This window comes from Streptomyces sp. NPDC127190 (assembly GCF_042672505.1).
Taxonomy (GTDB): Bacteria; Actinomycetota; Actinomycetes; order Streptomycetales; family Streptomycetaceae; genus Streptomyces.
The window spans coordinates 129950-149714 of record NZ_JBHXVE010000015.1 but is presented as its reverse complement, the minus strand read 5'-3'; the positions used below and the strand labels follow the sequence as shown (position 1 = coordinate 149714).

The window sequence follows — 19765 nt, the reverse complement described above, 5'->3', positions numbered from 1 at the left end:
GGTGTTTTGTGGGGGTGGGCTTGGGGGCGCGCCCCCGGGGGGGGGCGCCCCCCCCCTCCTTTGTCACGTGTCCGCAGCTAGAAACGCTTCTGCGTGTCCGGTGCGCGGTGGGGCGGGTGGGACTCGAACCCACGGCCGACGGATTATGAGTCCGCTGCTCTAACCGGCTGAGCTACCGCCCCATAGCGGCGTGTCGCGTACATGTGTACGCGCCGTCTGCCGCAGCATAGCCGCTCATACGATCTCCTGCTTCGGATGGTCGGCTTCTGCGCTGCTCATGACCTGGGACTCCGCGGCGGCCGCCGCGGTTCCCGCGGACATGAAAAAGGACCCCAGCGGGGTCCTCGTTCAGCGTGCTCCCCCGACTGGACTCGAACCAGTAACCTGCCGGTTAACAGCCGGCTGCTCTGCCAATTGAGCTACGGAGGACCGAAGCTCCCCCGACTGGACTCGAACCAGTAACCTGCCGGTTAACAGCCGGCTGCTCTGCCAATTGAGCTACGGAGGATCGCCTCGATTGCATCGAACGTACCTCCCTGGGTATTCGCCAGGGGGCGGGCGCTCGCTGCGACACATACATTAGCGCAAGCAGGGGGGTGCTCCGCCAATCGGTACCCCCGGCGCCCACGTCGCACCTCAGACCAAGGCATAGGGAAGGGTGGCAGCCATGCGCTACCGGCTCACGTTCGTCGCCGGACTGGCCCTCGGTTACGTACTCGGCACAAGGGCCGGTCGCGAGCGGTACGAGCAGCTGAAGAAGTCCGCACAGCGGATCGCGCAGAACCCCGCCGTACGCAACACCGCCGAGACCGCCGCCCACCAGGGCCGGCAGTACGCGGGCAAGGCCTTCCACACGGTCAGCCACAAGGTCGGCGACCGTGTCCCGGAGACCGTGGCCCAGCGTGTCCGCTCGCTGCGCGAGCGCAACATGAACGGCACCCCGGAGGACGACTGGGGAACCAGCAACACGTAAGGGGAGTTCCCGGTACCGGTCGGCGGCAACAGGCGGCCCGCGGATGCTGCAAAATTCTCCGCATGGGGATAGTCGCCGGGTTGGACAGCTCGCCCGATTTCACTCGCATCGTGGTCTGCGACACGGACAGCGGAGCCGTGCTCAGGCAGGGTTACGCCCCGCATCCGACGGAGGGCCGCCCCAGCGATGTCGACCCGCAGGCCTGGCTGCTCTCCCTCGGTGAGGCCGCCGGCGGCGGACTGCTGGAGGGCGTGCAGGCCATCGGCGTGTCGGCGCAGCAGCACGCGGTGGTCCCGCTGGACGCCCAGGGCAACACCGTGCGCCCGGCGATGGTCGGCGGTGACAAACGGGCCCAGGTCGCGGCGGCCGACCTGGTGGATGCGCTCGGCGGCCGGGAGGCCTGGGCCCAGGCGGTCGGCAGCGTTCCGCAGGCCGCCCTGCCGGTGACCAAGCTGCGCTGGCTCGCCAAGAACGAACCGGAGAACGCCCGGCGCACCGCCGTACTGCTCCAGGCCCACGACTGGCTGGTGTGGCAGCTGCTCGGGCGGCCGGTGCGGCGGACCACCGACCGGGGCGGTGCCTCCTCGACCGGCTACTGGTCCGCGGCCACCGGCGGCTACCGGGCCGACCTGGTCGAGCTGGCCCTCGGTCACCAGGCGATGCTGCCGGAGGTGATCGGCCCCTCCGAGGCGGCCGGTACGACTCCGGAGGGGCTGCTGATCTCCGCCGGGACCGGGGAGACCATGGCGGCCGCGTTCGGGCTGGGGATCGGGCTCGGCGACGCCGTCGTGTCGCTCGGTGCCTCCGGGTCCGTGATGGCGGTGCACCCGGAGGCGCTCGCCGACCAGTCCGGGATGATCACCTCCCTCGCCGACGCGACGGGCATGCATCTGCCGGTCGTCACCACGCTGAACGCCGTACGCACCCTGCGCGGCACCGCGGAACTGCTCGGGCTGCCGGACCTGGAGACCCTGTCCGACCTGGCGGGGAAGTCCACGCCGGGGGCGCACGGGCTGGTGCTGCTGCCCTATCTGGAGGGCGAGCGGACCCCGCATCTGCCGCACACCGCGGGCACCCTCGCCGGGCTGCGGCGGGAGTCGATGAAGCCGGAGCATCTGGCGCGGGCCGCGTTCGAGGGCATGCTGTGCGGGCTCGGCGACGCGCTGGACGTGCTGCGCGGCCGGGGTGTGGAGGTGCGGCGGGTCTTCCTGCTCGGCGCGGCGGCCGGGCTGCCCGCCGTCCAGGCCTCGGCGCCCTCGCTGTTCGGCGCGCAGGTCGTCGTACCGCAGCCCGCGGACTACGCGGCGATCGGCGCGGCCCGGCAGGCGGCCTGGGCGCTCGGGGTGTCGCAGGGCACCCTCGACCCGCGGACCCCGCCGGCCTGGCAGGGCGCGGCGGCGCAGGTGCTGGAGCCGGGCGAGGAGCTGGCGGTGGGGCAGGCGGTACGGCAGCAGTTCACGGCCGTACGGGAACAGACGCATCCGGGTGCGTTCCAGGCGTGAACGGCAGAAAGGCGCGCGACAGCGCACAACCACCGGACCGGAGCCGCTCCACTGTTGGCTTAATCGGTTGAGGTAACGCGGGTGGAGTGAACGACGATAGGGGCCAGGGGACACCGACCAGCCCCTGCCGCCGACACCGAGAGACCTAGCGTGCTCATACGACTTCTGCGGGCCTATCTCAGGCCTTACAAGAAACCCATCGTCCTGCTGGTACTGCTCCAGTTCCTCCAGACCTGCGCCACCCTCTACCTGCCCACCCTCAACGCGCACATCATCGACAACGGTGTCGTGAAGGGTGACACGGGCTACATCCTGTCCTTCGGCGCCCTGATGATCGGCATCTCGCTGGTCCAGGTCGGCTGCAACATCGGCGCCGTGTACTTCGGCGCCCGGACCGCCTCCGCCCTGGGCCGGGACGTGCGCGGTGCCGTCTTCGACCGGGTGCAGTCCTTCTCCTCCCGTGAGGTCGGTCACTTCGGCGCCCCCTCACTCATCACCCGTACGACGAACGACGTACAGCAGGTCCAGATGCTGGCCCTGATGTCGTTCACCCTGATGGTGTCGGCGCCCATCATGTGCGTCGGCGGCATCGTGATGGCGCTCGGGCTGGACGTGCCGCTGTCGGCGGTGCTGGTCGCGGTCGTGCCCGTGCTCGCGGTGTGCGTGACCCTGATCGTGCGGCGGCTGCGGCCGCTGTTCCGGTCGATGCAGGTCCGCCTGGACACGGTGAACCGGGTGCTGCGCGAGCAGATCACCGGCAACCGGGTGATCCGCGCCTTCGTCCGCGACGAGTACGAGCAGGGACGGTTCGGCAAGGCCAACGCCGACCTCACCGAGATGCAGCTCGCCACCGGCCGGATGCTGGCGCTGATGTTCCCGATGGTCATGACCGTGGTGAACCTGTCGTCGATCGCGGTGGTGTGGTTCGGCGCCCACCGCATCGCCGACAACCAGATGCAGATCGGCGACCTGACCGCGTTCCTCGCCTATCTGATGCAGATCGTCATGTCCGTGATGATGGCCACCTTCATGTTCATGATGGTGCCGCGCGCGGAGGTGTGCGCCGAGCGCATCCAGGAGGTCCTCGGCACCGATTCCAGCGTGGTGCCGCCGGCCGCCCCGGTCGCCGAGCTGCGCTCCCACGGCCACCTGGAGATACGGGCGGCCGGCTTCCGCTACCCGGGGGCCGAGGAGCCGGTGCTGAAGTCCGTCGACCTGGTGGCCCGGCCCGGCGAGACGACCGCCGTGATCGGCTCCACCGGCAGCGGCAAGTCGACCCTGCTCGGGCTGGTCCCCCGGCTGTTCGACGCCACCGAGGGCGAGGTCCTCGTCAACGGCGTGAACGTCCAGGAGATCGAGCCGCGGCTGCTGGCGAAAACGGTCGGACTGGTGCCGCAGAAGCCGTACCTGTTCGCGGGCACGGTCGCCACCAACCTGCGGTACGGCAACCCGGACGCCACCGACGAGGACCTCTGGCACGCGCTGGAGGTGGCGCAGGCCAAGGACTTCGTGTCCCGGCTGGAGGGCGGGCTGAACGCGCCCATCGCCCAGGGCGGCACCAATGTCTCCGGCGGCCAGCGGCAGCGGCTCGCCATCGCCCGCACCCTGGTGCAGCGCCCGGAGATCTACCTCTTCGACGACTCCTTCTCCGCCCTCGACTACGCCACCGACGCCGCCCTGCGCGCCGCGCTAGGCCGGGAGACCGCCGAGGCGACCGTGGTGATCGTCGCCCAGCGGGTGGCGACCATCCGGGACGCCGACCGGATCATCGTGCTGGACGAGGGCCGGGTCGTCGGCTCCGGCCGGCACGCGGAGCTGATGGCGGCCAACGAGACCTACCGGGAGATCGTGCTCTCCCAGCTGACGGAAGCGGAGGCTGCCTGATGGCCGGGCCCATGGGACGCATGATGGCCGGAGGCGGCCCCGACCAGCGCTCGATGGATTTCAAGGGGTCGGGCAAACGGCTCCTGTCCCTGTTCAGACCGGAACGGCTCACCATCTGCGGCCTGCTGCTGTGCGTGGTCGTCAGCGTGACCCTGAACGTGATCGGCCCGAAGATCCTCGGCAAGGCCACCGACCTGGTGTTCGCCGGCATCGTCGGCCGGCAGATGCCCGCCGGGGCCACCAAGGAGCAGGTCCTGGACCAGATGCGGGCCCACGGCCGGGGCTCCATCGCGGACATGCTGAAGAGCACCGACTTCACCCCGGGCAAGGGCATCGACTTCGGCGCGGTGGGGGACGTCCTGCTGCTCGCCCTGGCCACCTTCATGGTCGCCGGTCTGCTGATGGCGGTGGCGACCCGGCTGGTCAACCGGTCCGTGAACCGCACGATGTACCGGCTGCGCGAGTCCGTGCAGACGAAGCTGTCCCGGCTGCCGCTGTCGTACTTCGACAAGCGGCAGCGCGGCGAGGTCCTCTCCCGCGCCACCAACGACATCGACAACATCGGCCAGACGCTCCAGCAGTCGATGGGGCAGCTGATCAACTCGCTGCTGACCATCATCGGCGTGCTCGCGATGATGTTCTACGTCTCGTGGATCCTGGCGCTGGTCGCCCTGGTCACCGTGCCGCTGTCGTTCTTCGTGGCCACCCGGGTCGGCAAGCGGTCGCAGCCGCACTTCGTGCAGCAGTGGCGCTCCACCGGCAAGCTCAACGCCCACGTCGAGGAGATGTACACCGGGCACACCCTGGTGAAGGTGTTCGGGCGGCAGGACGAGTCGGCGCAGGCGTTCGCCGAGCAGAACGAGGCCCTGTACGAGGCGGCGTTCAAGGCGCAGTTCAACAGCGGTGTCATGCAGCCGCTGATGATGTTCGTGTCGAACCTGAACTACGTCCTGGTGGCGGTGGTCGGCGGTCTGCGGGTGGCGTCCGGCGCCCTGTCCATCGGTGATGTGCAGGCCTTCATCCAGTACTCCCGGCAGTTCTCGATGCCGCTGACCCAGGTCGCGTCGATGGCGAACCTGGTGCAGTCCGGTGTCGCCTCGGCCGAGCGGATCTTCGAACTCCTGGACGCGGAGGAGCAGGAGGCGGATCCGGTGCCGGGCCTGCGGCCGGCGGAACTGCGCGGACGGGTCGCGCTGGAGCAGGTGTCGTTCCGGTACGACCCCGAGAAGCCGCTGATCGAGGACCTGTCGCTGAAGGTCGAGCCCGGGCAGACGGTGGCGATCGTCGGCCCGACCGGCGCGGGCAAGACCACCCTGGTCAACCTGCTGATGCGGTTCTACGACGTGTCGGGCGGCCGGATCACCCTGGACGGCGTGGACATCCGGGACATGACCCGGGACGAGCTGCGCTCCGGCATCGGCATGGTGCTCCAGGACACCTGGCTGTTCGGCGGCACCATCGCGGAGAACATCGCGTACGGCGCGGCCGGGGAGGTCACCCGCGGGGAGATCGAGGAGGCCGCGCGGGCCGCGCACGCCGACCGGTTCATCCGCACCCTCCCCGACGGCTACGACACGGTCATCGACGACGAGGGCACCGGGGTCAGCGCGGGTGAGAAGCAGCTCATCACCATCGCGCGGGCGTTCCTGTCCGACCCGGTGATCCTGGTGCTGGACGAGGCGACCAGCTCCGTCGACACCCGTACCGAGGTGCTGATCCAGAAGGCGATGGCCAAGCTGGCGCACGGGCGTACGTCGTTCGTCATCGCGCACCGGCTGTCGACCATCCGGGACGCCGACACGATCCTGGTGATGGAGAACGGCTCCATCGTGGAACAGGGCGCGCACGCGGACCTGTTGGCCGCGGACGGGGCGTACGCCCGGCTGTACAAGGCCCAGTTCGCGCAGGCCGTCGCCGAGGTGGACTGAGGGACGGAAGGCGGGGCGCTCACCGCCGGGTGAGCGCCCCGTTTCAGTCCAGATAGCCGCGCAGCTGGTCCGCGAAGGCGTGGTCGCGGAGCTTGTTGAGGGTCTTGGACTCGATCTGCCGTATCCGCTCCCGGGTCACCCCGAAGAGCCGGCCGATCTCCTCCAGAGTGCGGGGGCGGCCGTCGATGAGGCCGTAGCGGAGCTGTACGACCTTGCGCTCGCGCTCGCCCAGCGTGGACAGGACCGCTTCCAGGTGCTCCCTGAGCAGCAGGAACGCGGCCGACTCCACGGGGCTCGCGGCGTCGCCGTCCTCGATCAGGTCGCCGAGGGCGACATCGTCCTCCTCGCCGACGGGGGCGTGCAGCGAGACCGGCTCCTGGGCGAGCCGCAGCACCTCCGACACCCGCTCGGGCGGCAGCTCGAGATGGGCGGCGACCTCGTCCGGGGTCGGCTCGTACCCCCGCTCCTGGAGCATGCGGCGCTGCACCCGGACGACCCGGTTGATCAGCTCCACGACATGGACCGGGACGCGGATCGTGCGGGCCTGGTCGGCGAGGGCGCGGGACATGGCCTGGCGGATCCACCAGGTGGCGTAGGTGGAGAACTTGTAGCCGCGGGCGTAGTCGAACTTCTCCACGGCCCGGATGAGTCCGAGGTTGCCCTCCTGCACCAGGTCGAGCATGGTCAGCCCGCGCCCGACGTACCGCTTCGCCACGGAGACCACGAGCCGCAGGTTGGCCTCGATGAGGCGGCGCTTGGCCATCCGGCCCATGACCACCAGCCGGTCCAGGTCGCCCGCCAACTGGCTGTCCACATCGGGGGTGTTGCTCAGTTTCTCCTCCGCGAACAGCCCGGCCTCGACCCGGCGGGCGAGTTCGACCTCCTCGGCGGCGGTGAGCAGCGGGATGCGGCCGATCTCGCGCAGGTACTGGCGGAACAGGTCGGCGGACGGACCGCTGGAGTCGGCGCGGACGGCGACCCGCACCTCGACGGTCTCGCCGGGTGCCTCGGGCTCCTCCGGTTCGTCGGCGAGGGCCTCGGGGGAAGGCTCCGCTGGCTCCGCGGGCTCTACGGGCTCCACGGGCACCGCCTCCGGATGCAGGGCGGCGCGGCTCTGCGGAGGGACGGCCACGAGCACGCCCTGCTCCGCGTCCGGCTCGTCCACTGGTGTGCGGGTACTGCTGTCGGACTGGGTGAGGGTCTGGGTCTGCACCGGGGCGACCTCCAGGATGATCGCTGCCGTCGGCTGCGGCAGCGGGTCGTCGGGAGCGGAGAGTCACGGCCTGCGCTCCGCGGACTCGGGCACCGCACCCAGTGTGGAGTACGACATATCCCCGCCACGAGGGTCGTGCGGTGACTTTTTGCGTCCGCTCCGTGACCGGCTGGTGATCCGGTGGGTCAGAGGGCCGACGGGCCCTCGTCCTGGAGAGCCCTGTCGTACCTGGTGAGGATCATCATCTCGTTCTGCACGGCGGCCGACTGGGCCGGGTCCGAGTGCCCGAGCCGGGTCAGGGTGCCCTGGAGCTCGGTGAGCCGGCGGGCCACGGCCCGGCGACGGACGGTGACGAGCTGTTCGCCCGCGTAGGCCTCGTCGACCGTGCGCCGCAGGATCGCCTCGACCGCCAGCTCGGTGACCATCGCGCGCACGGTGTCGTCGGGCGCCGCCTCGCGGACCCGGACCAGGTACTCCTGCGCGTCCTGTGCGCCGTACGCGGCGCCGCCCGCCTCCGCGATGGCCTGGCGTACGGCCGCGTAGGGCGGGGCGGTGAACTCGTCGGTGCCGTACGCGTCGAACGCGGGCGACACCAGCTCGGGGCGTTGCAGAGCGAGTTTGAGGAGTTCGCGCTCGGTGGCGTAGACGGGGTTGCGCAGGGTGAGGGCCGGGCCGGAGGCGACGGTGCGGGGGGCGGCCGCCCACTGCTGTTCCGGGCCGCGCGGGCGCTCCGGCTGCGGGGCCTTTCCGCCGCGGTCGCGGGCCCAGCGGGCCAGCTGGGCCACCCGGCGGACGACGAACTGGGTGTCGAGGATGCCGAGCATGCCGGCCAGTTCGACGGCCACCTCGTGCTGGGCGCCGCTGTTCTTGATGCGGGCGACGACCGGCGCGGCCTCGTCCAGGGCGGCGGCGCGGCCGGCGGGGGTGTCCAGGTCGTACCGGGAGACGATGTGGCGCAGCGCGAACTCGAACAGCGGGGTGCGCGGTTCGACCAGGTCGGCGACCGCCTCGTCGCCCTTGGCCAGCCGCAGGTCGCAGGGGTCCATGCCGTCGGGGGCGACCGCGATGTAGGTCTCGGCGGCGAACTTCTGGTCGTCCTCGAAGGCGCGCAGGGCGGCCTTCTGGCCGGCGGCGTCGCCGTCGAAGGTGAAGATGACCCGGGCGGAGCCGTTGTCCATCAGCAGCCGGCGGAGGATCTTGATGTGCTCGCCGCCGAAGGCCGTGCCGCAGGTGGCGATGGCGGTGGTCACCCCGGCGAGGTGACAGGCCATGACGTCGGTGTAGCCCTCGACGACCACGGCGCGGCTGGTCTTGGCGATCTCCTTCTTCGCCAGGTCGATGCCGTAGAGGACCTGGGACTTGCGGTAGATCGCGGTCTCGGGGGTGTTCAGGTACTTCGGGCCGGTGTCCGCCTCGTACAGCTTGCGGGCGCCGAAGCCGACGACCTCGCCGCCGATGTCCCGGATGGGCCACATCAGCCGGCCCCGGAAGCGGTCGATGGGCCCGCGCCGGCCCTCCTGGGAGATCCCGGAGAGGATCAGCTCCTTGTCGGTGAAGCCCTTGCCGCGCAGATAGCGGGTGAGGTGGTCCCAGCCCTGGGGGCTGTAGCCGACGCCGAAGTGCACGGCGGCGGCCTGGTCGAAGCCGCGCTCGGCGAGGAAGATCCGGCCGGTCTCGGCCTCGGGGCTGGTGGCGAGCTGCTCGGCGTACCACTGGGCGGCGATCTTGTGTGCCTCGACCAGGCGGATGCGCTCGCCGCGCTGGTGGGCGGGGTTGTATCCGCCCTCCTCGTAGCGCAGCGTGATGCCGGCCTGGGCGGCGAGGCGTTCGACCGCCTCCGAGAAGGAGAGGTGGTCGACCTTCATCACGAAGGTGATGGTGTCGCCGCCCTCCTGGCAGCCGAAGCAGTGGAAGAGTCCCTTGCTCGGGCTGACCTGGAAGGACGGCGACTTCTCGTCATGGAACGGGCAGAGACCCTTGAGGTTGCCGCCGCCCGCGTTGCGCAGCTGGAGGTACTCGGAGACCACGGCGTCGATCGGGACCGCGTCCCGTACCGCCTTCACGTCCTCGTCGTTGATCCGTCCTGCCACGGATGAATTCTACGGGGGCGCAGTGACAGTCCCGGTGCCCTCGGGCGTCAGGGCAGGAGACTGTCCAGGGCCACATGGGGGTCGGAGAGGGCGTCGCTGTTCACCTGTGCCCGGGAGCGGATCAGCTTCTGGATGTGCTCTGTGACATCCCACACGTTCACGTTCATCCCGGCCAGCACCCTCCCCTCCCGCACCCAGAACGCGATGAACTCCCGCTTGCCCGCGTCGCCCCGGATCACCACCTCGTCGTACGAGCCCGGCGGCGCCCAGCCGCTGTACTCCATGCCCAGGTCGTACTGGTCGGTGAAGAAGTAGGGCACCCGGTCGTGGACCACGTCCTTGCCGAGCATCGAGCGGGCCGCCGCGGGGCCGCCGTTCAGCGCGTTCGCCCAGTGCTCGACCCGGATCCTGGTGCCGACCAGCTGGAGCGGGAAGGCGGCGACGTCACCGGCCGCGTAGATGTCGGGGTCGGAGGTGCGCAGCCGTTCGTCCACCGCGATGCCGCCGCCGTGCGCCCGGTCGGCCAGCTCCAGCCCCGCCGTCTCGGCCAGGCCGGTGCGGGGTACGGCACCGATCGCCGCGAGGACGTCGTGCGCCGGGTGCTCCTCGCCGTCGTCCGTGCGGGCGGCGAGGACCACGCCGTCCTGGCCGACGATCTCGGTGAGCTGCCGCCCGAAGTGGAAGCGGACGCCGTGTTCGCGGTGCAGCTCGGCGAAGACGTTGCCCAGCTCGGGGCCGAGCACGCCGTGCAGCGGGGTGGGCGCCGGTTCGATCACGGTGACCTCGGCGCCGTACTCACGGGCCGCCGCGGCGACCTCCAGGCCGATCCAGCCGGCGCCCGCGATCACGAGGTGCCCGTTGTCCCGGCCGAGGGCGGTGAGGACCCCCTTGAGGCGCTCGGCGTGGGCGAGGCGGCGCAGATGGTGCACGCCGGCCAGGTCGGTGCCGGGGATGTCGAGCCGGCGCGGTTCGGCGCCGGTGACCAGGAGCAGCTTGTCGTAGCGGACGAGGGTGCCGTCGTCGCCGAAGCGGACCGTCTTCGCGGTGCGGTCGATCGCGTCGACGGTCTGGCCGAGGTGCAGCTCGATGTCGTTCTGCGCGTACCAGGCGGGCTCGTGCACGAAGACGCTGTCGCGTTCCTTCTTGCCGAGGAGGTAGCCCTTGGAGAGCGGCGGGCGCTCGTAGGGGTGGTCGCGTTCGTCGCAGATCAGTATCACCCGGCCGGTGAAGCCCTCCGCACGGAGCGTCTCGGCCGCCTTCGCGCCGGCGAGGCCGCCTCCGACGATCACGAATGTCTGATCCGCGTCGACCACTTGATGCCTCCTCGTAAGGGTGCCGCCATCTGCGAGCCTCCCGCACACGGCGGCGTGCGGGAAGAGGGAGTGACCCGATCAGGCCAGCCGGGTCACGTTCCTCTCACATATGCCCCGTCAGTCTCGCGTGCAGCGACCGCGCGGAGGCGTCGGTGAGCGAGGCGATCTGGTCGACGATCACCCGCTTGCGCGTGCGGTCGTCGCCTGCCCCGTGGAACAGTGCCCGAAACTGCGGGTCCAGACCGTCCGGCGCGCGGGCGGTGAGCGCGTCCGCCAGCTCCGCCACGATCACCCGTTGGTCGGCGCGGAGCCGCTCCTGTTCGGCGCGCTGCATCACATACCGGTCGGCGACGGCCTTGAGCACCGCGCACTCCATGCGGGTCTCGCGCGGTACGACCAGCTCGGCGCCGTAGCGGGTGAGCCGGCCGGTGCCGTACGCGGCGCGGGTGGCGCCCTCGGCGGCGAGGCAGAACCGGCCGATGAGCTGGCTGGTGGCGTCCTTCAGCCGGGCCTGGGCGACCGCGGTGCCGTCGTAGCCGTGCGGCCACCACTCCTCGTCCAGCAGACGGTCCAGGGCCGCGGCGAGTTCGGCCGGGTCGGTGTCCGCGGGTGCGTAGCGGCGGGCGGCGACCTCGAACACCGCCTGCCGCTCGGGCTCGGCGTGCAGGCAGTTGGGGTCGATGTGGCCGGCGTGCAGTCCGTCCTCGACGTCGTGCACCGAGTACGCCACGTCGTCGGACCAGTCCATGACCTGCGCCTCGAAGCAGGTGCGGGTGCCGGGGGCGTGCGCCCTGACCCAGTCGAACACCGGCCGGTCGTCCTCGTACACCCCGAACTTGCCGGACCCCGGGTCGGTGGGGTGGGCGCCGCGCGGCCAGGGATATTTCGTGGCGGCGTCCAGGGTGGCGCGGGTGAGGTTGAGGCCGACGGACCGTTTCTCGGTGAACCGCTTGGGCTCGATGCGGGTGAGGATCCTGAGCGACTGGGCGTTGCCCTCGAAGCCGCCGCAGTCGTCCGCGAAGTCGTTCAGGGCCTGCTCGCCGTTGTGCCCGAAGGGCGGATGGCCGAGGTCGTGCGCGAGACAGGCCGCCTCCACCAGGTCCGGATCACACCCGAGGGCCGCGCCCAGCTCCCGGCCGACCTGCGCGCATTCGAGGGAGTGGGTCAGCCGGGTGCGGGGGCTGGGGTCCCAGGTGTGGGTACGGGCGCCGGGCGTGACCACCTGCGTCTTCCCGGCGAGCCGGCGCAGCGCGGCACTGTGCAGGATGCGGGCCCGATCCCGCTGGAAGGCGGTACGCCCGGGCCGCTTGTCGGGCTCCCCGACCCAACGCTCGACCGACGCCGGATCGTAGCTGGTGGGGGATGCGGTGCCTTCCATGCCTCGACAGTAAGCGGCGCCGCTGACAATCGGGCGGTGCGGGGGGTGTGGGTGGGGAGTGGGTTATGTCGTTCGGGGGGTGAGGCGGGATCAGGCGGCTTCTGTCCAGAGGGGTGCCAGGCATGCGTCGTACCGGTGGATGATCAGGCGGGCCAGGGCCGGGTGTGCGCCCAGAGGGGCCGATGCGATCCAGGGGGCCTGTTCGGCGCACTGGGTGGCGAAGCGGCCCGGGGCGGTGAAGTACGACGCGATGGCCACCCGGCGCCGGCCGCGGGCCGCGAGGGCGCGCAGTGCCATCGGGACGGTCGGGCTCGCCGCGGAGGCGTACGCGGGGACCACCGGGACGCCGAGCCGGTCGGCCAGGAGGCGGGCGGTGCGACGGGTGTCGGTCGCCGAGTCGGGGTCGCGGGAGCCGGCCGCGGCCAGGATCACCGCGCTGGTACGGCGGGCGGCGGGAGACATCTCGGGGTCCCAGCCGGCCTCGGCCAGACGCTCGTACAGGGTCTCGGCGAGGAGCGGATGCGGGCCGAGCGGGGCCGCCACGCGCGTGCGTGCCGGTGCGGCGGCCGCCATCTCGGGGATGTCGTGCTTGACGTGGTAGCCCCGGCCGAGGAGCAGCGGGACGAGGACGGCGGAGGTGTCGCCGAGCCCGGCGAGGGTGTCCGGCAGCAGCGGCTCGTTCAGCTCGATGTGGCCCAGATGGACGGGGAGGCCGGGGCGCACGTCGCGCACCCGGTCCATCAGGTCCCGCACGGTGCTCAGCGCGCGCGGGTCGCGGCTGCCGTGGGCGACCAGGACGAGCGCGGGCGGGGCCGGACGGTGGCCGCCCCGCAGCGGGGAGACGAGCCGCAGCCGGCCGGCGAGCCCGCCGCCGATGCGGTCCATGAGGTGCGCCGTGCTGTCGTGGAAGCCGCGGGCCTCGTCCGGGGAGCCGTCGGCAGGGTGGGACGCCGTCATGCGGAAATCCTCGCGGTGTCAGATTGCGCGGTCGTTGCCGGGCCGTCACGGGTGTTTGCCGCGGCTTCACGTCGTACACGCGCGCGATGTGAGGCGAACCGGAGCGCGCCCGTCGGCGTCCTCCATGGGCGGAACCGAATCATGGGGGCACTATGAAGATCCGTCGACCGCGGCTGCCGCGCACACGCCAGGGGCAGCGCCGGCTGGTGCAGGCCGTGGTGGCCGGATGCGTGCTGGCGCTGCTGCCGGCGACCTGGCTGTTCGTGTCGACGGCGGACCGGCTGCGCACGACGGCCGACGCGCCGCAGGCACCCGTCGCGGTGGTGTTCGGCGCGGGGCTGTGGAACGGCGAGCCGTCGCCGTACCTGGCGCACCGGCTGGACGCGGCGGTGACGCTGTACCGGCAGGGGCGGGTCAAGGTCCTGCTGGTCACCGGGGACAACAGCCGCAAGGACTACGACGAGCCGGACGCCATGCGCACCTACCTGCGCCGGCACGGGGTGCCGGACGGGCGGATCGTGCGGGACTACGCCGGGTTCGACACCTGGGACTCCTGTGTGCGGGCCAAGAAGATCTTCGGCGTGGACCGGGCGGTGCTGGTCAGCCAGGGCTTCCACATCCGGCGGGCGGTGGCGCTGTGCGAGGCGGCGGGGATCGACTCGTACGGTGTGGGGGTCGCCGCCACCCACGACGTGACCTGGTACTACGGCGGCACCCGCGAGGTGTTCGCGGCGGGCAAGGCGGCGCTGGACGTGGTGTTCCGGCCGGATCCGCAGTTCCTCGGCCCCAAGGAGCAGGGGGTGACCCGGGCGCTGGCCACCGAGCGGTGACGGCTACGGCTACGGCTACGGCTACGGCCTCACGGTGCCCGGTCGCGCGCGGGGAGGTCGCCGTGCCGGGGGTGTAACCGGGGGCGGGCACGGGCCGTAACACGCCGGAAGCACGCTGGGCACATGGAGAACACCTCGACGCCCACCCACTGCCCGTACTGCGCCTTGCAGTGCGGGATGAACATCACGCCCCTGCCCACGGGGGGCGTCGAGGTCACCGAACGGGTGGACTTCCCGGTGAACCGGGGCGCGCTGTGTGGCAAGGGGCGTACGGCGGCCGAGGTGCTGTCGCCCGCGGTCCGGCTGACCTCGCCGCTGGTGCGGTCGGGCGGCCGGCTGGTGGAGGCGAGCTGGACCGAGGCGCTGGACCGGATCGCCGGCCGGCTCGGGGCGACGCGCGAGCGGTACGGCGCCGACGCGCTGGGCGTGTTCGGCGGCGGCGGACTGACGAACGAGAAGGCGTACGCACTCGGCAAGTTCGCCCGGGTGGTGCTCGGCACCTCGCAGATCGACTACAACGGCCGCTTCTGCATGTCGTCGGCCGCGGCGGCGGGCACGAAGGCGTTCGGTCTGGACCGGGGCCTGCCTTTCCCGCTGGAGGACATCCCGAAGAGTGGGTGTGTGATCCTCGTCGGTTCCAACCTCGCGGAGACGATGCCGCCCTCGCTGCGGTTCTTCTCGGAACTGCGGGAGAACGGCGGCACGCTGATCGTCGTCGACCCGCGCCGCACCCGGACCGCCGAACAGGCCGACCTGCATCTCGCACCGCGCCCGGGCACGGATCTCGCCCTCGCCCTCGGCCTGTTGCACCTGGTGGTGGCCGAGGGGCGGGCGGACGAGGAGTACATACGGGAGCGGACCAGCGGCTGGGAGGAGGCCCGGGCCGGGGTCATGGCGCACTGGCCGGAGTACGTGGAGCGGATCACGGGGGTGTCCGTTCCCGAACTGCGCCGGGCGGTCCGGATGTTCTGCGAGCCCGAGTCGGCGATGGTGCTCACCGCGCGCGGGCCGGAGCAGCAGGCCAAGGGCACGGACACGGTGGGCGCGTGGATCAACCTGTGCCTGGCGACGGGGCGCGCGGGGCGGCCGTACAGCGGTTACGGCTGTCTGACCGGGCAGGGCAACGGACAGGGCGGCCGGGAACACGGGCAGAAGGCCGACCAGTTGCCCGGCTACCGCAGGCTGGACGATCCGGCGGCACGCGCGCACGTGGCCGGCGTGTGGGGCGTGGACCCGGACAGTCTGCCGGGTCCGGGTCGCAGCGCGTACGAACTCCTCGACGCCCTCGGTACGGAGGTCCGGGCGCTGCTGCTGATGGGCTCCAACCCGGTGGTGTCGGCGCCGCGCGCGGCCCACGTCGAGGAGCGGCTGCGGTCGCTGGACTTCCTGGCGGTGGCCGACGTGGTGCTGTCGGAGACGGCGGAACTGGCCGATGTGGTGCTGCCGGTCACCCAGTGGGCGGAGGAGACGGGTACGACGACCAGCCTGGAGGGCAGGGTGCTGCTGCGCCGCCGGGCCGTCGCTCCGCCGCCCGGGGTCCACAGCGACCTGTACGTCCTGCACGAGCTGGCGGACCGGCTGGGGGTGGAGAAGGGCTTCCCGGCCGACCCGGAGGAGGTCTTCGAGGAGCTCCGCCGGGCGAGCGCGGGCGGCCCGGCGGACTACTCGGGGATCACCTACCGCAGGCTGGCGGAGGAGAACGGGGTCTTCTGGCCGTGCCCGCAGGGGGCGGCGGGACCGGACACTGCCCCTGTCGCGCCGGCCGTGGCCGACGCACCTGCTGCCGCCGAGGGCGGATCCACAGCCGGTTCCGCACCTCATCCCGGCACCCCCCGCCTCTTCCTCGACCGTTTCGCCACCCCCGACGGCCGGGCCCGGTTCGTGCCGGTGACGCACCGGCCGACGGCGGAGGAGCCCGACGCCGAGTACCCGCTGCTGCTGACCACCGGGCGGGTCGTGGCGCAGTACCAGTCGGGCGCCCAGACCCGGCGGGTGGCGGAGCTGAACGCGGCCGCGCCGGGCCCCTTCGTGGAGTTGCACCCGCGGCTCGCGCGCCGCCTCGGCGCCGCGGAGGGCGACCGGCTGGCGGTGGTGTCCCGCCGCGGCCGGGCGGTGGCACCGGCCCGCATCACGACCGCGATCCGCCCCGACACGGTCTTCATGCCCTTCCACTGGCCGGGCGAGGGCCGCGCCAACACCCTCACCAACCCGGCCCTGGACCCGACGTCCCGGATGCCGGAGTTCAAGGTGTGCGCGGTGCGGGTGGAGGTCGTGGGCCCTCGGGCGTAGGGCGGGGGCGCGGCGGAGGGCGGGGGCGCGGCGGGCCTCCACCCTGCGGTGCACAACGGCTTCCACCCTGCGATGCACAACGGCTTCCACCCGTGATCCATCCGGGGGCCGAGGCGGGAAGGGGCCGGGTCCGCGTACGGTCCTGGTATGTCCGACAGCAAGCGATTCGATCTCGACGCCTATCTGGCCCGCATCGGGTGGGAGGGCGACCGGCGGCCCGGCCTCGGCACGCTGCGGGGTGTGCATCTGGCCCACGCCCGGTCCCTGCCCTTCGAGAACCTGGACGCCGTGTCCGGCAGAGTGCCGTCGCTGGCCGCCGCCGACCTGGTGGCCAAGATGGTGCACGGGCGGCGCGGCGGTTACTGCTACGAGCACAACACCCTGCTGCGGCTGGCGCTGGAGGCGCTCGGATTCCGGGTGACGCTGCTGGCCGGGCGGGTGGTGCTGGGCGCGGATACGCCGGAGAGCCGGCCGCGGACGCACGCGATGCTGCGGGTGGAGGTGCCGGGCGAGCCGGAGCCGTATCTGGCGGACGTCGGTTTCGGCGCGGTGGGGGCGCTGCTGCTGCCGGTGCCACTGGTGACCGGTGTGGAGTTCGAGGGGGCGGGGCGCCGGCACCGGCTGGCGGTGCTGCCGCACCAGGGGCCGCTGGAGCTGTGGGCGTTGCAGGTGTACGACGGCCGGGAGCGGGACTGGGTCGGGCAGTACGCGTTCACCGTGGAGCCCATCGCGCCCGTCGATCTGGAGATGTTCAACTGGTACATCGCCACCAGCCCCCGCTCGCCCTTCACCCGCCGCCCGTATCTCCAGCGCACCACGGCCGACCGCCATCTCGCCCTGGACGGGACCCTGTTGACGGAGACGCGCGCCGACGGGACGGTGCTCGAGAGAAAGCTGGCCGGGGAGGCCGAGGCGCGCCGGGTGGTGGCGGAGGAGTTCGGGATCGAGGTGCCGGCGGGGGTGCAGCTGACGGCCGACTGAGCGTCCCCGGCGCGGCCCCTCGCCCCCATCTCCCGGCAGGCCTCACCCCCTCGCGCCCCGCCTGTCCCGGCCCCTCGCGCCAGGCCGGTCTCACCCCCTCGACAGCCAGTCCCCGCTGGCGATCCGCCGTCCCTCCGCTCGCAGCCGGGCGGCCACCGGTGGGGCTGCCAGGTAGACCCAGGCGCGGACCGGGGTGCCGTCGGGGCGCAGGGCGTCGCGGGTGACGCGTTCGTAGAGGTTGCGGGGGTCGCCCGGGGTGTACTCCTCCAGCCGGTCCAGCGCGGCGAGGAGTGCGTCGTAGGCCTCCGGGCGGGCGGTGGCCAGGGCGCCGTGGACGGAAGTGCCGGGGTGGTCGACGGCGTAGGGGTAGCCGGGGCCGTCGTACAGGGCGGTGTCCGGGAGGCGCGCGGGTCCCTCGGCGGCGGTGCGTCCGCGCAGGAACAGATCGTGGTTCGGCTCGCCGGGGCGGAGCGTGCCGTAGACGAAGAAGGGCAGCTGCGCGCGCTGTTCGGGGTCCGGGGCGATCACGGAACCGATTCTGGACCCCCTCGGGCTCCCCACACATCTCCATGAAGGCGCTATGGACATGACATGTCGTGGCCTCTTAAATCTCACTCGGCATCAGCGCCACCCCACGCCTTGACTGGCGCCTTCCCGAGGAGACAGATGAGCCGGATACGGCAGCACGTCCGAGGACCCCGTCGTCTCGCCACCGCCGGCGTCGCCGCCACCACCGCGACCCTGCTGGCCGTCGCCCTCTCCCCCGCCGCCCACGCCGACGCCAGACCCACCCGGGCGGCCGCGATCCAGAACGCCGCGTCGGCCCTCCTGAGCCACGCCGCGAGCCTGAACCTGACCGACGCCGAGCGCACCAGCGTCCGTGACGTGATCGTGGACAAGGACGGCACCCAGCACGTCCGCTACGACCGCACCTACCGCGGACTGCCGGTACTCGGCGGCGACTTCGTCGTCCATCTGACCCCGAGCGGCGGCTTCCGCGGCGCCGACCGCGCGACCAGGCGCACCATATCCCTGCCCACCATCACCCCCGCGATCAGCGCCCCCAAGGCCTCCGACCTGGCCGTGAACGCCCTGCGCGCCGTCCACCTCGGCGAGTCGCTACGGCAGGTCAAGGCCAAGCCCGAGCTGATCGTCGACGCCCTGCACGGCGCCCCCAGGCTGGCCTGGCGCACCAACGTGGCCGGCCTGGACTCGCTCGGCAACCCGGTCGCCCGCACCGTCCTCACCGACGCCCGCACCGGCGCCCGGATCGACGCCTGGGACAGCATCGAGACGGCGTCCGGGGACGGCCAGTCGCTGTACAGCGGCACCGTCCCGCTGGAGACGACCTCGTCCGGGTCGGCGTACCAGCTCACGGACCCCACCCGCGGCAACACCTACACCGGGGACGCGGCCAACAAGACCGACCTGTGCTTCCTCGGCATCTGCTTCAGCCGGGCCCCGTCGACCGTGTTCACGGACTCGGACAACCACTGGGGCACGGGCAGCAACGCCGACCGCTCCTCGGCCGCCGTCGACGCCCAGTACGGCACCAACATGACCTGGGACTTCTACAAGAACACCTTCGGGCGCAACGGCATCGCGGGCGACGGCAAGGGCTCGTACAACCGCGTCCACTACGGCAGCGGCTACAACAACGCCTTCTGGGACGACAGCTGCTTCTGCATGACCTACGGCGACGGCGACGGCAGCACCTTCGGGCCGCTGGTCGCGCTGGACGTCGCCGGGCACGAGATGACCCACGGGGTCACCTCGAAGACGGCGGCGCTCACGTACTCGGGCGAGTCGGGCGGGCTGAACGAGGCCACCTCGGACATCCTCGGCACGATGGTCGAGTGGTACGCCAACAACTCCTCCGACCCCGGCGACTACCTCATCGGCGAGAAGATCGTGAAGTCCGGCTTCGGCAAGACCGCGCTGCGCTTCATGGACCAGCCCTCCAAGGACGGCAACTCGGCCGACTACTGGAGCAGTTCGGTCGGGAACCTGGACGTCCACTACTCCTCCGGCGTCGCCAACCACTTCGCCTATCTGCTGGCCGAGGGCAGCGGAGCGAAGACCATCAACGGCGTCAGCTACAACTCGCCGACCTACAACGGCTCGACCGTCACCGGCATCGGCCGGGACAAGGTGGCCCGCATCTGGTACCGGGCGCTGACCACCTACATGACGTCCTCGACCAACTACGCGGGCGCCCGCACGGCCACGCTGAACGCCGCCAAGGACCTGTACGGCGCGGGCAGCACCGAGTACAACGCGGTGGCCGCAGCCTGGAGCGCGGTCAACGTGAACTGACGGTTCCTCGGGTGACGGCTCCTCGGGTGACGGTGTGGCCGTCCGCGCGCCGTCACCCGTTCAACGGCATCCGTCGCTCCATTCGTGTGTTCTTCGTACAACTCTCTCGTC

The 19765-nt window shown here is 71.8% G+C and carries 14 protein-coding genes and 3 tRNA genes; 8 read left to right on the top strand and 9 right to left on the bottom strand.

The annotated features are described in order from the left end of the window. Positions 1-108: 108 nt before the first annotated feature. From ACFVIU_RS23275 to ACFVIU_RS23265, 3 genes are all read right to left on the bottom strand, one after another. Positions 109-182, bottom strand: a tRNA-Ile gene (locus ACFVIU_RS23275). 174 nt (positions 183-356) lie between these two features. Beyond that, positions 357-429, bottom strand: a tRNA-Asn gene (locus ACFVIU_RS23270). Between the two features lie 6 nt (positions 430-435). Continuing rightward, positions 436-508 (bottom strand) — tRNA-Asn (locus tag ACFVIU_RS23265). Positions 509-667: 159 nt separating this feature from the next. Between ACFVIU_RS23265 and ACFVIU_RS23260 the strand changes: the two genes are divergently transcribed. The 4 genes from ACFVIU_RS23260 to ACFVIU_RS23245 all read left to right on the top strand — a co-directional run bounded on the left by ACFVIU_RS23260 (position 668) and on the right by ACFVIU_RS23245 (position 6287). Beyond that, positions 668-973: a YtxH domain-containing protein gene (locus ACFVIU_RS23260; protein WP_385844738.1), complete on the top strand. Its 306-nt coding sequence runs from the start codon at positions 668-670 to the stop codon at positions 971-973. A 62-nt stretch (positions 974-1035) separates the two neighbouring features. Further along, entirely contained in the window at positions 1036-2475 is a 1440-nt protein-coding gene (locus tag ACFVIU_RS23255; protein ID WP_385844736.1) for an FGGY family carbohydrate kinase, read from the top strand. A gap of 150 nt (positions 2476-2625) precedes the next feature. Continuing rightward, on the top strand, positions 2626-4359 hold the full coding sequence (locus tag ACFVIU_RS23250) for an ABC transporter ATP-binding protein (protein WP_385844735.1): 1734 nt from the start codon (positions 2626-2628) through the stop codon (positions 4357-4359). After that, positions 4359-6287, top strand: coding sequence for an ABC transporter ATP-binding protein (locus tag ACFVIU_RS23245; protein ID WP_385844733.1), 1929 nt, complete (start codon positions 4359-4361; stop codon positions 6285-6287). Before ACFVIU_RS23250 ends, ACFVIU_RS23245 begins: the two co-directional genes overlap by 1 nt. A gap of 43 nt (positions 6288-6330) precedes the next feature. Here ACFVIU_RS23245 and ACFVIU_RS23240 read toward each other — a convergent pair whose 3' ends face one another. The 5 genes from ACFVIU_RS23240 to ACFVIU_RS23220 form a co-directional block, all read right to left on the bottom strand. Further along, complete coding sequence (locus ACFVIU_RS23240; RefSeq protein ID WP_385844814.1) at positions 6331-7542, bottom strand: RNA polymerase sigma factor; 1212 nt, start codon at positions 7540-7542, stop codon at positions 6331-6333. 143 nt (positions 7543-7685) lie between these two features. Continuing rightward, positions 7686-9590: a DNA primase gene (dnaG, locus tag ACFVIU_RS23235; RefSeq protein ID WP_385844732.1), complete on the bottom strand. Its 1905-nt coding sequence runs from the start codon at positions 9588-9590 to the stop codon at positions 7686-7688. 47 nt (positions 9591-9637) lie between these two features. Beyond that, on the bottom strand, positions 9638-10903 hold the full coding sequence (locus ACFVIU_RS23230; protein ID WP_385844730.1) for an NAD(P)/FAD-dependent oxidoreductase: 1266 nt from the start codon (positions 10901-10903) through the stop codon (positions 9638-9640). A 103-nt stretch (positions 10904-11006) separates the two neighbouring features. After that, positions 11007-12281 carry a deoxyguanosinetriphosphate triphosphohydrolase gene (locus ACFVIU_RS23225; protein WP_385844729.1) on the bottom strand — a complete coding sequence of 425 codons (1275 nt, stop codon included), beginning with the start codon at positions 12279-12281 and terminating at the stop codon, positions 11007-11009. A gap of 90 nt (positions 12282-12371) precedes the next feature. Beyond that, the gene (locus ACFVIU_RS23220; RefSeq protein WP_385844727.1) at positions 12372-13238 is read right to left on the bottom strand and encodes a sirohydrochlorin chelatase; all 867 of its coding nucleotides are present in this window, start codon (positions 13236-13238) and stop codon (positions 12372-12374) included. 152 nt (positions 13239-13390) lie between these two features. Here ACFVIU_RS23220 and ACFVIU_RS23215 point away from each other — a divergent pair, with 152 nt between their 5' ends. The 3 genes from ACFVIU_RS23215 (at position 13391) to ACFVIU_RS23205 (ending at position 17338) form a co-directional block, all read left to right on the top strand. After that, the gene (locus ACFVIU_RS23215) at positions 13391-14068 is read left to right on the top strand and encodes a vancomycin high temperature exclusion protein (RefSeq protein ID WP_385844726.1); all 678 of its coding nucleotides are present in this window, start codon (positions 13391-13393) and stop codon (positions 14066-14068) included. Between the two features lie 123 nt (positions 14069-14191). Further along, positions 14192-16357 carry a molybdopterin oxidoreductase family protein gene (locus tag ACFVIU_RS23210; protein ID WP_385844724.1) on the top strand — a complete coding sequence of 722 codons (2166 nt, stop codon included), beginning with the start codon at positions 14192-14194 and terminating at the stop codon, positions 16355-16357. A 147-nt stretch (positions 16358-16504) separates the two neighbouring features. Continuing rightward, on the top strand, positions 16505-17338 hold the full coding sequence (locus tag ACFVIU_RS23205) for an arylamine N-acetyltransferase (RefSeq protein WP_385844723.1): 834 nt from the start codon (positions 16505-16507) through the stop codon (positions 17336-17338). A gap of 90 nt (positions 17339-17428) precedes the next feature. On the opposite strand, the gene ACFVIU_RS23200 is transcribed toward ACFVIU_RS23205, so the two are convergent. Beyond that, positions 17429-17866 carry a gamma-glutamylcyclotransferase family protein gene (locus tag ACFVIU_RS23200; RefSeq protein ID WP_385844721.1) on the bottom strand — a complete coding sequence of 146 codons (438 nt, stop codon included), beginning with the start codon at positions 17864-17866 and terminating at the stop codon, positions 17429-17431. A gap of 138 nt (positions 17867-18004) precedes the next feature. Between ACFVIU_RS23200 and ACFVIU_RS23195 the strand changes: the two genes are divergently transcribed. Continuing rightward, positions 18005-19654 (top strand): M4 family metallopeptidase, encoded by a 1650-nt coding sequence (locus ACFVIU_RS23195; RefSeq protein ID WP_385844720.1) that lies wholly within the window; start codon positions 18005-18007, stop codon positions 19652-19654. Positions 19655-19765: the final 111 nt, after the last annotated feature.

What these genes read in the sequence shown, in the direction of transcription:
- ACFVIU_RS23210 (WP_385844724.1), top strand. Translation starts at nt 14,192, where the DNA reads ATGGAGAACACCTCGACGCCCACCCACTGCCCGTACTGCGCCTTGCAG.
- ACFVIU_RS23195 (WP_385844720.1), top strand. Translation starts at nt 18,005, where the DNA reads ATGAGCCGGATACGGCAGCACGTCCGAGGACCCCGTCGTCTCGCCACC.
- ACFVIU_RS23215 (WP_385844726.1), top strand. Translation starts at nt 13,391, where the DNA reads ATGAAGATCCGTCGACCGCGGCTGCCGCGCACACGCCAGGGGCAGCGC.
- ACFVIU_RS23220 (WP_385844727.1), bottom strand. Translation starts at nt 13,238, where the DNA reads ATGACGGCGTCCCACCCTGCCGACGGCTCCCCGGACGAGGCCCGCGGC.
- ACFVIU_RS23255 (WP_385844736.1), top strand. Translation starts at nt 1,036, where the DNA reads ATGGGGATAGTCGCCGGGTTGGACAGCTCGCCCGATTTCACTCGCATC.
- ACFVIU_RS23225 (WP_385844729.1), bottom strand. Translation starts at nt 12,281, where the DNA reads ATGGAAGGCACCGCATCCCCCACCAGCTACGATCCGGCGTCGGTCGAG.
- ACFVIU_RS23260 (WP_385844738.1), top strand. Translation starts at nt 668, where the DNA reads ATGCGCTACCGGCTCACGTTCGTCGCCGGACTGGCCCTCGGTTACGTA.
- ACFVIU_RS23245 (WP_385844733.1), top strand. Translation starts at nt 4,359, where the DNA reads ATGGCCGGGCCCATGGGACGCATGATGGCCGGAGGCGGCCCCGACCAG.
- ACFVIU_RS23205 (WP_385844723.1), top strand. Translation starts at nt 16,505, where the DNA reads ATGTCCGACAGCAAGCGATTCGATCTCGACGCCTATCTGGCCCGCATC.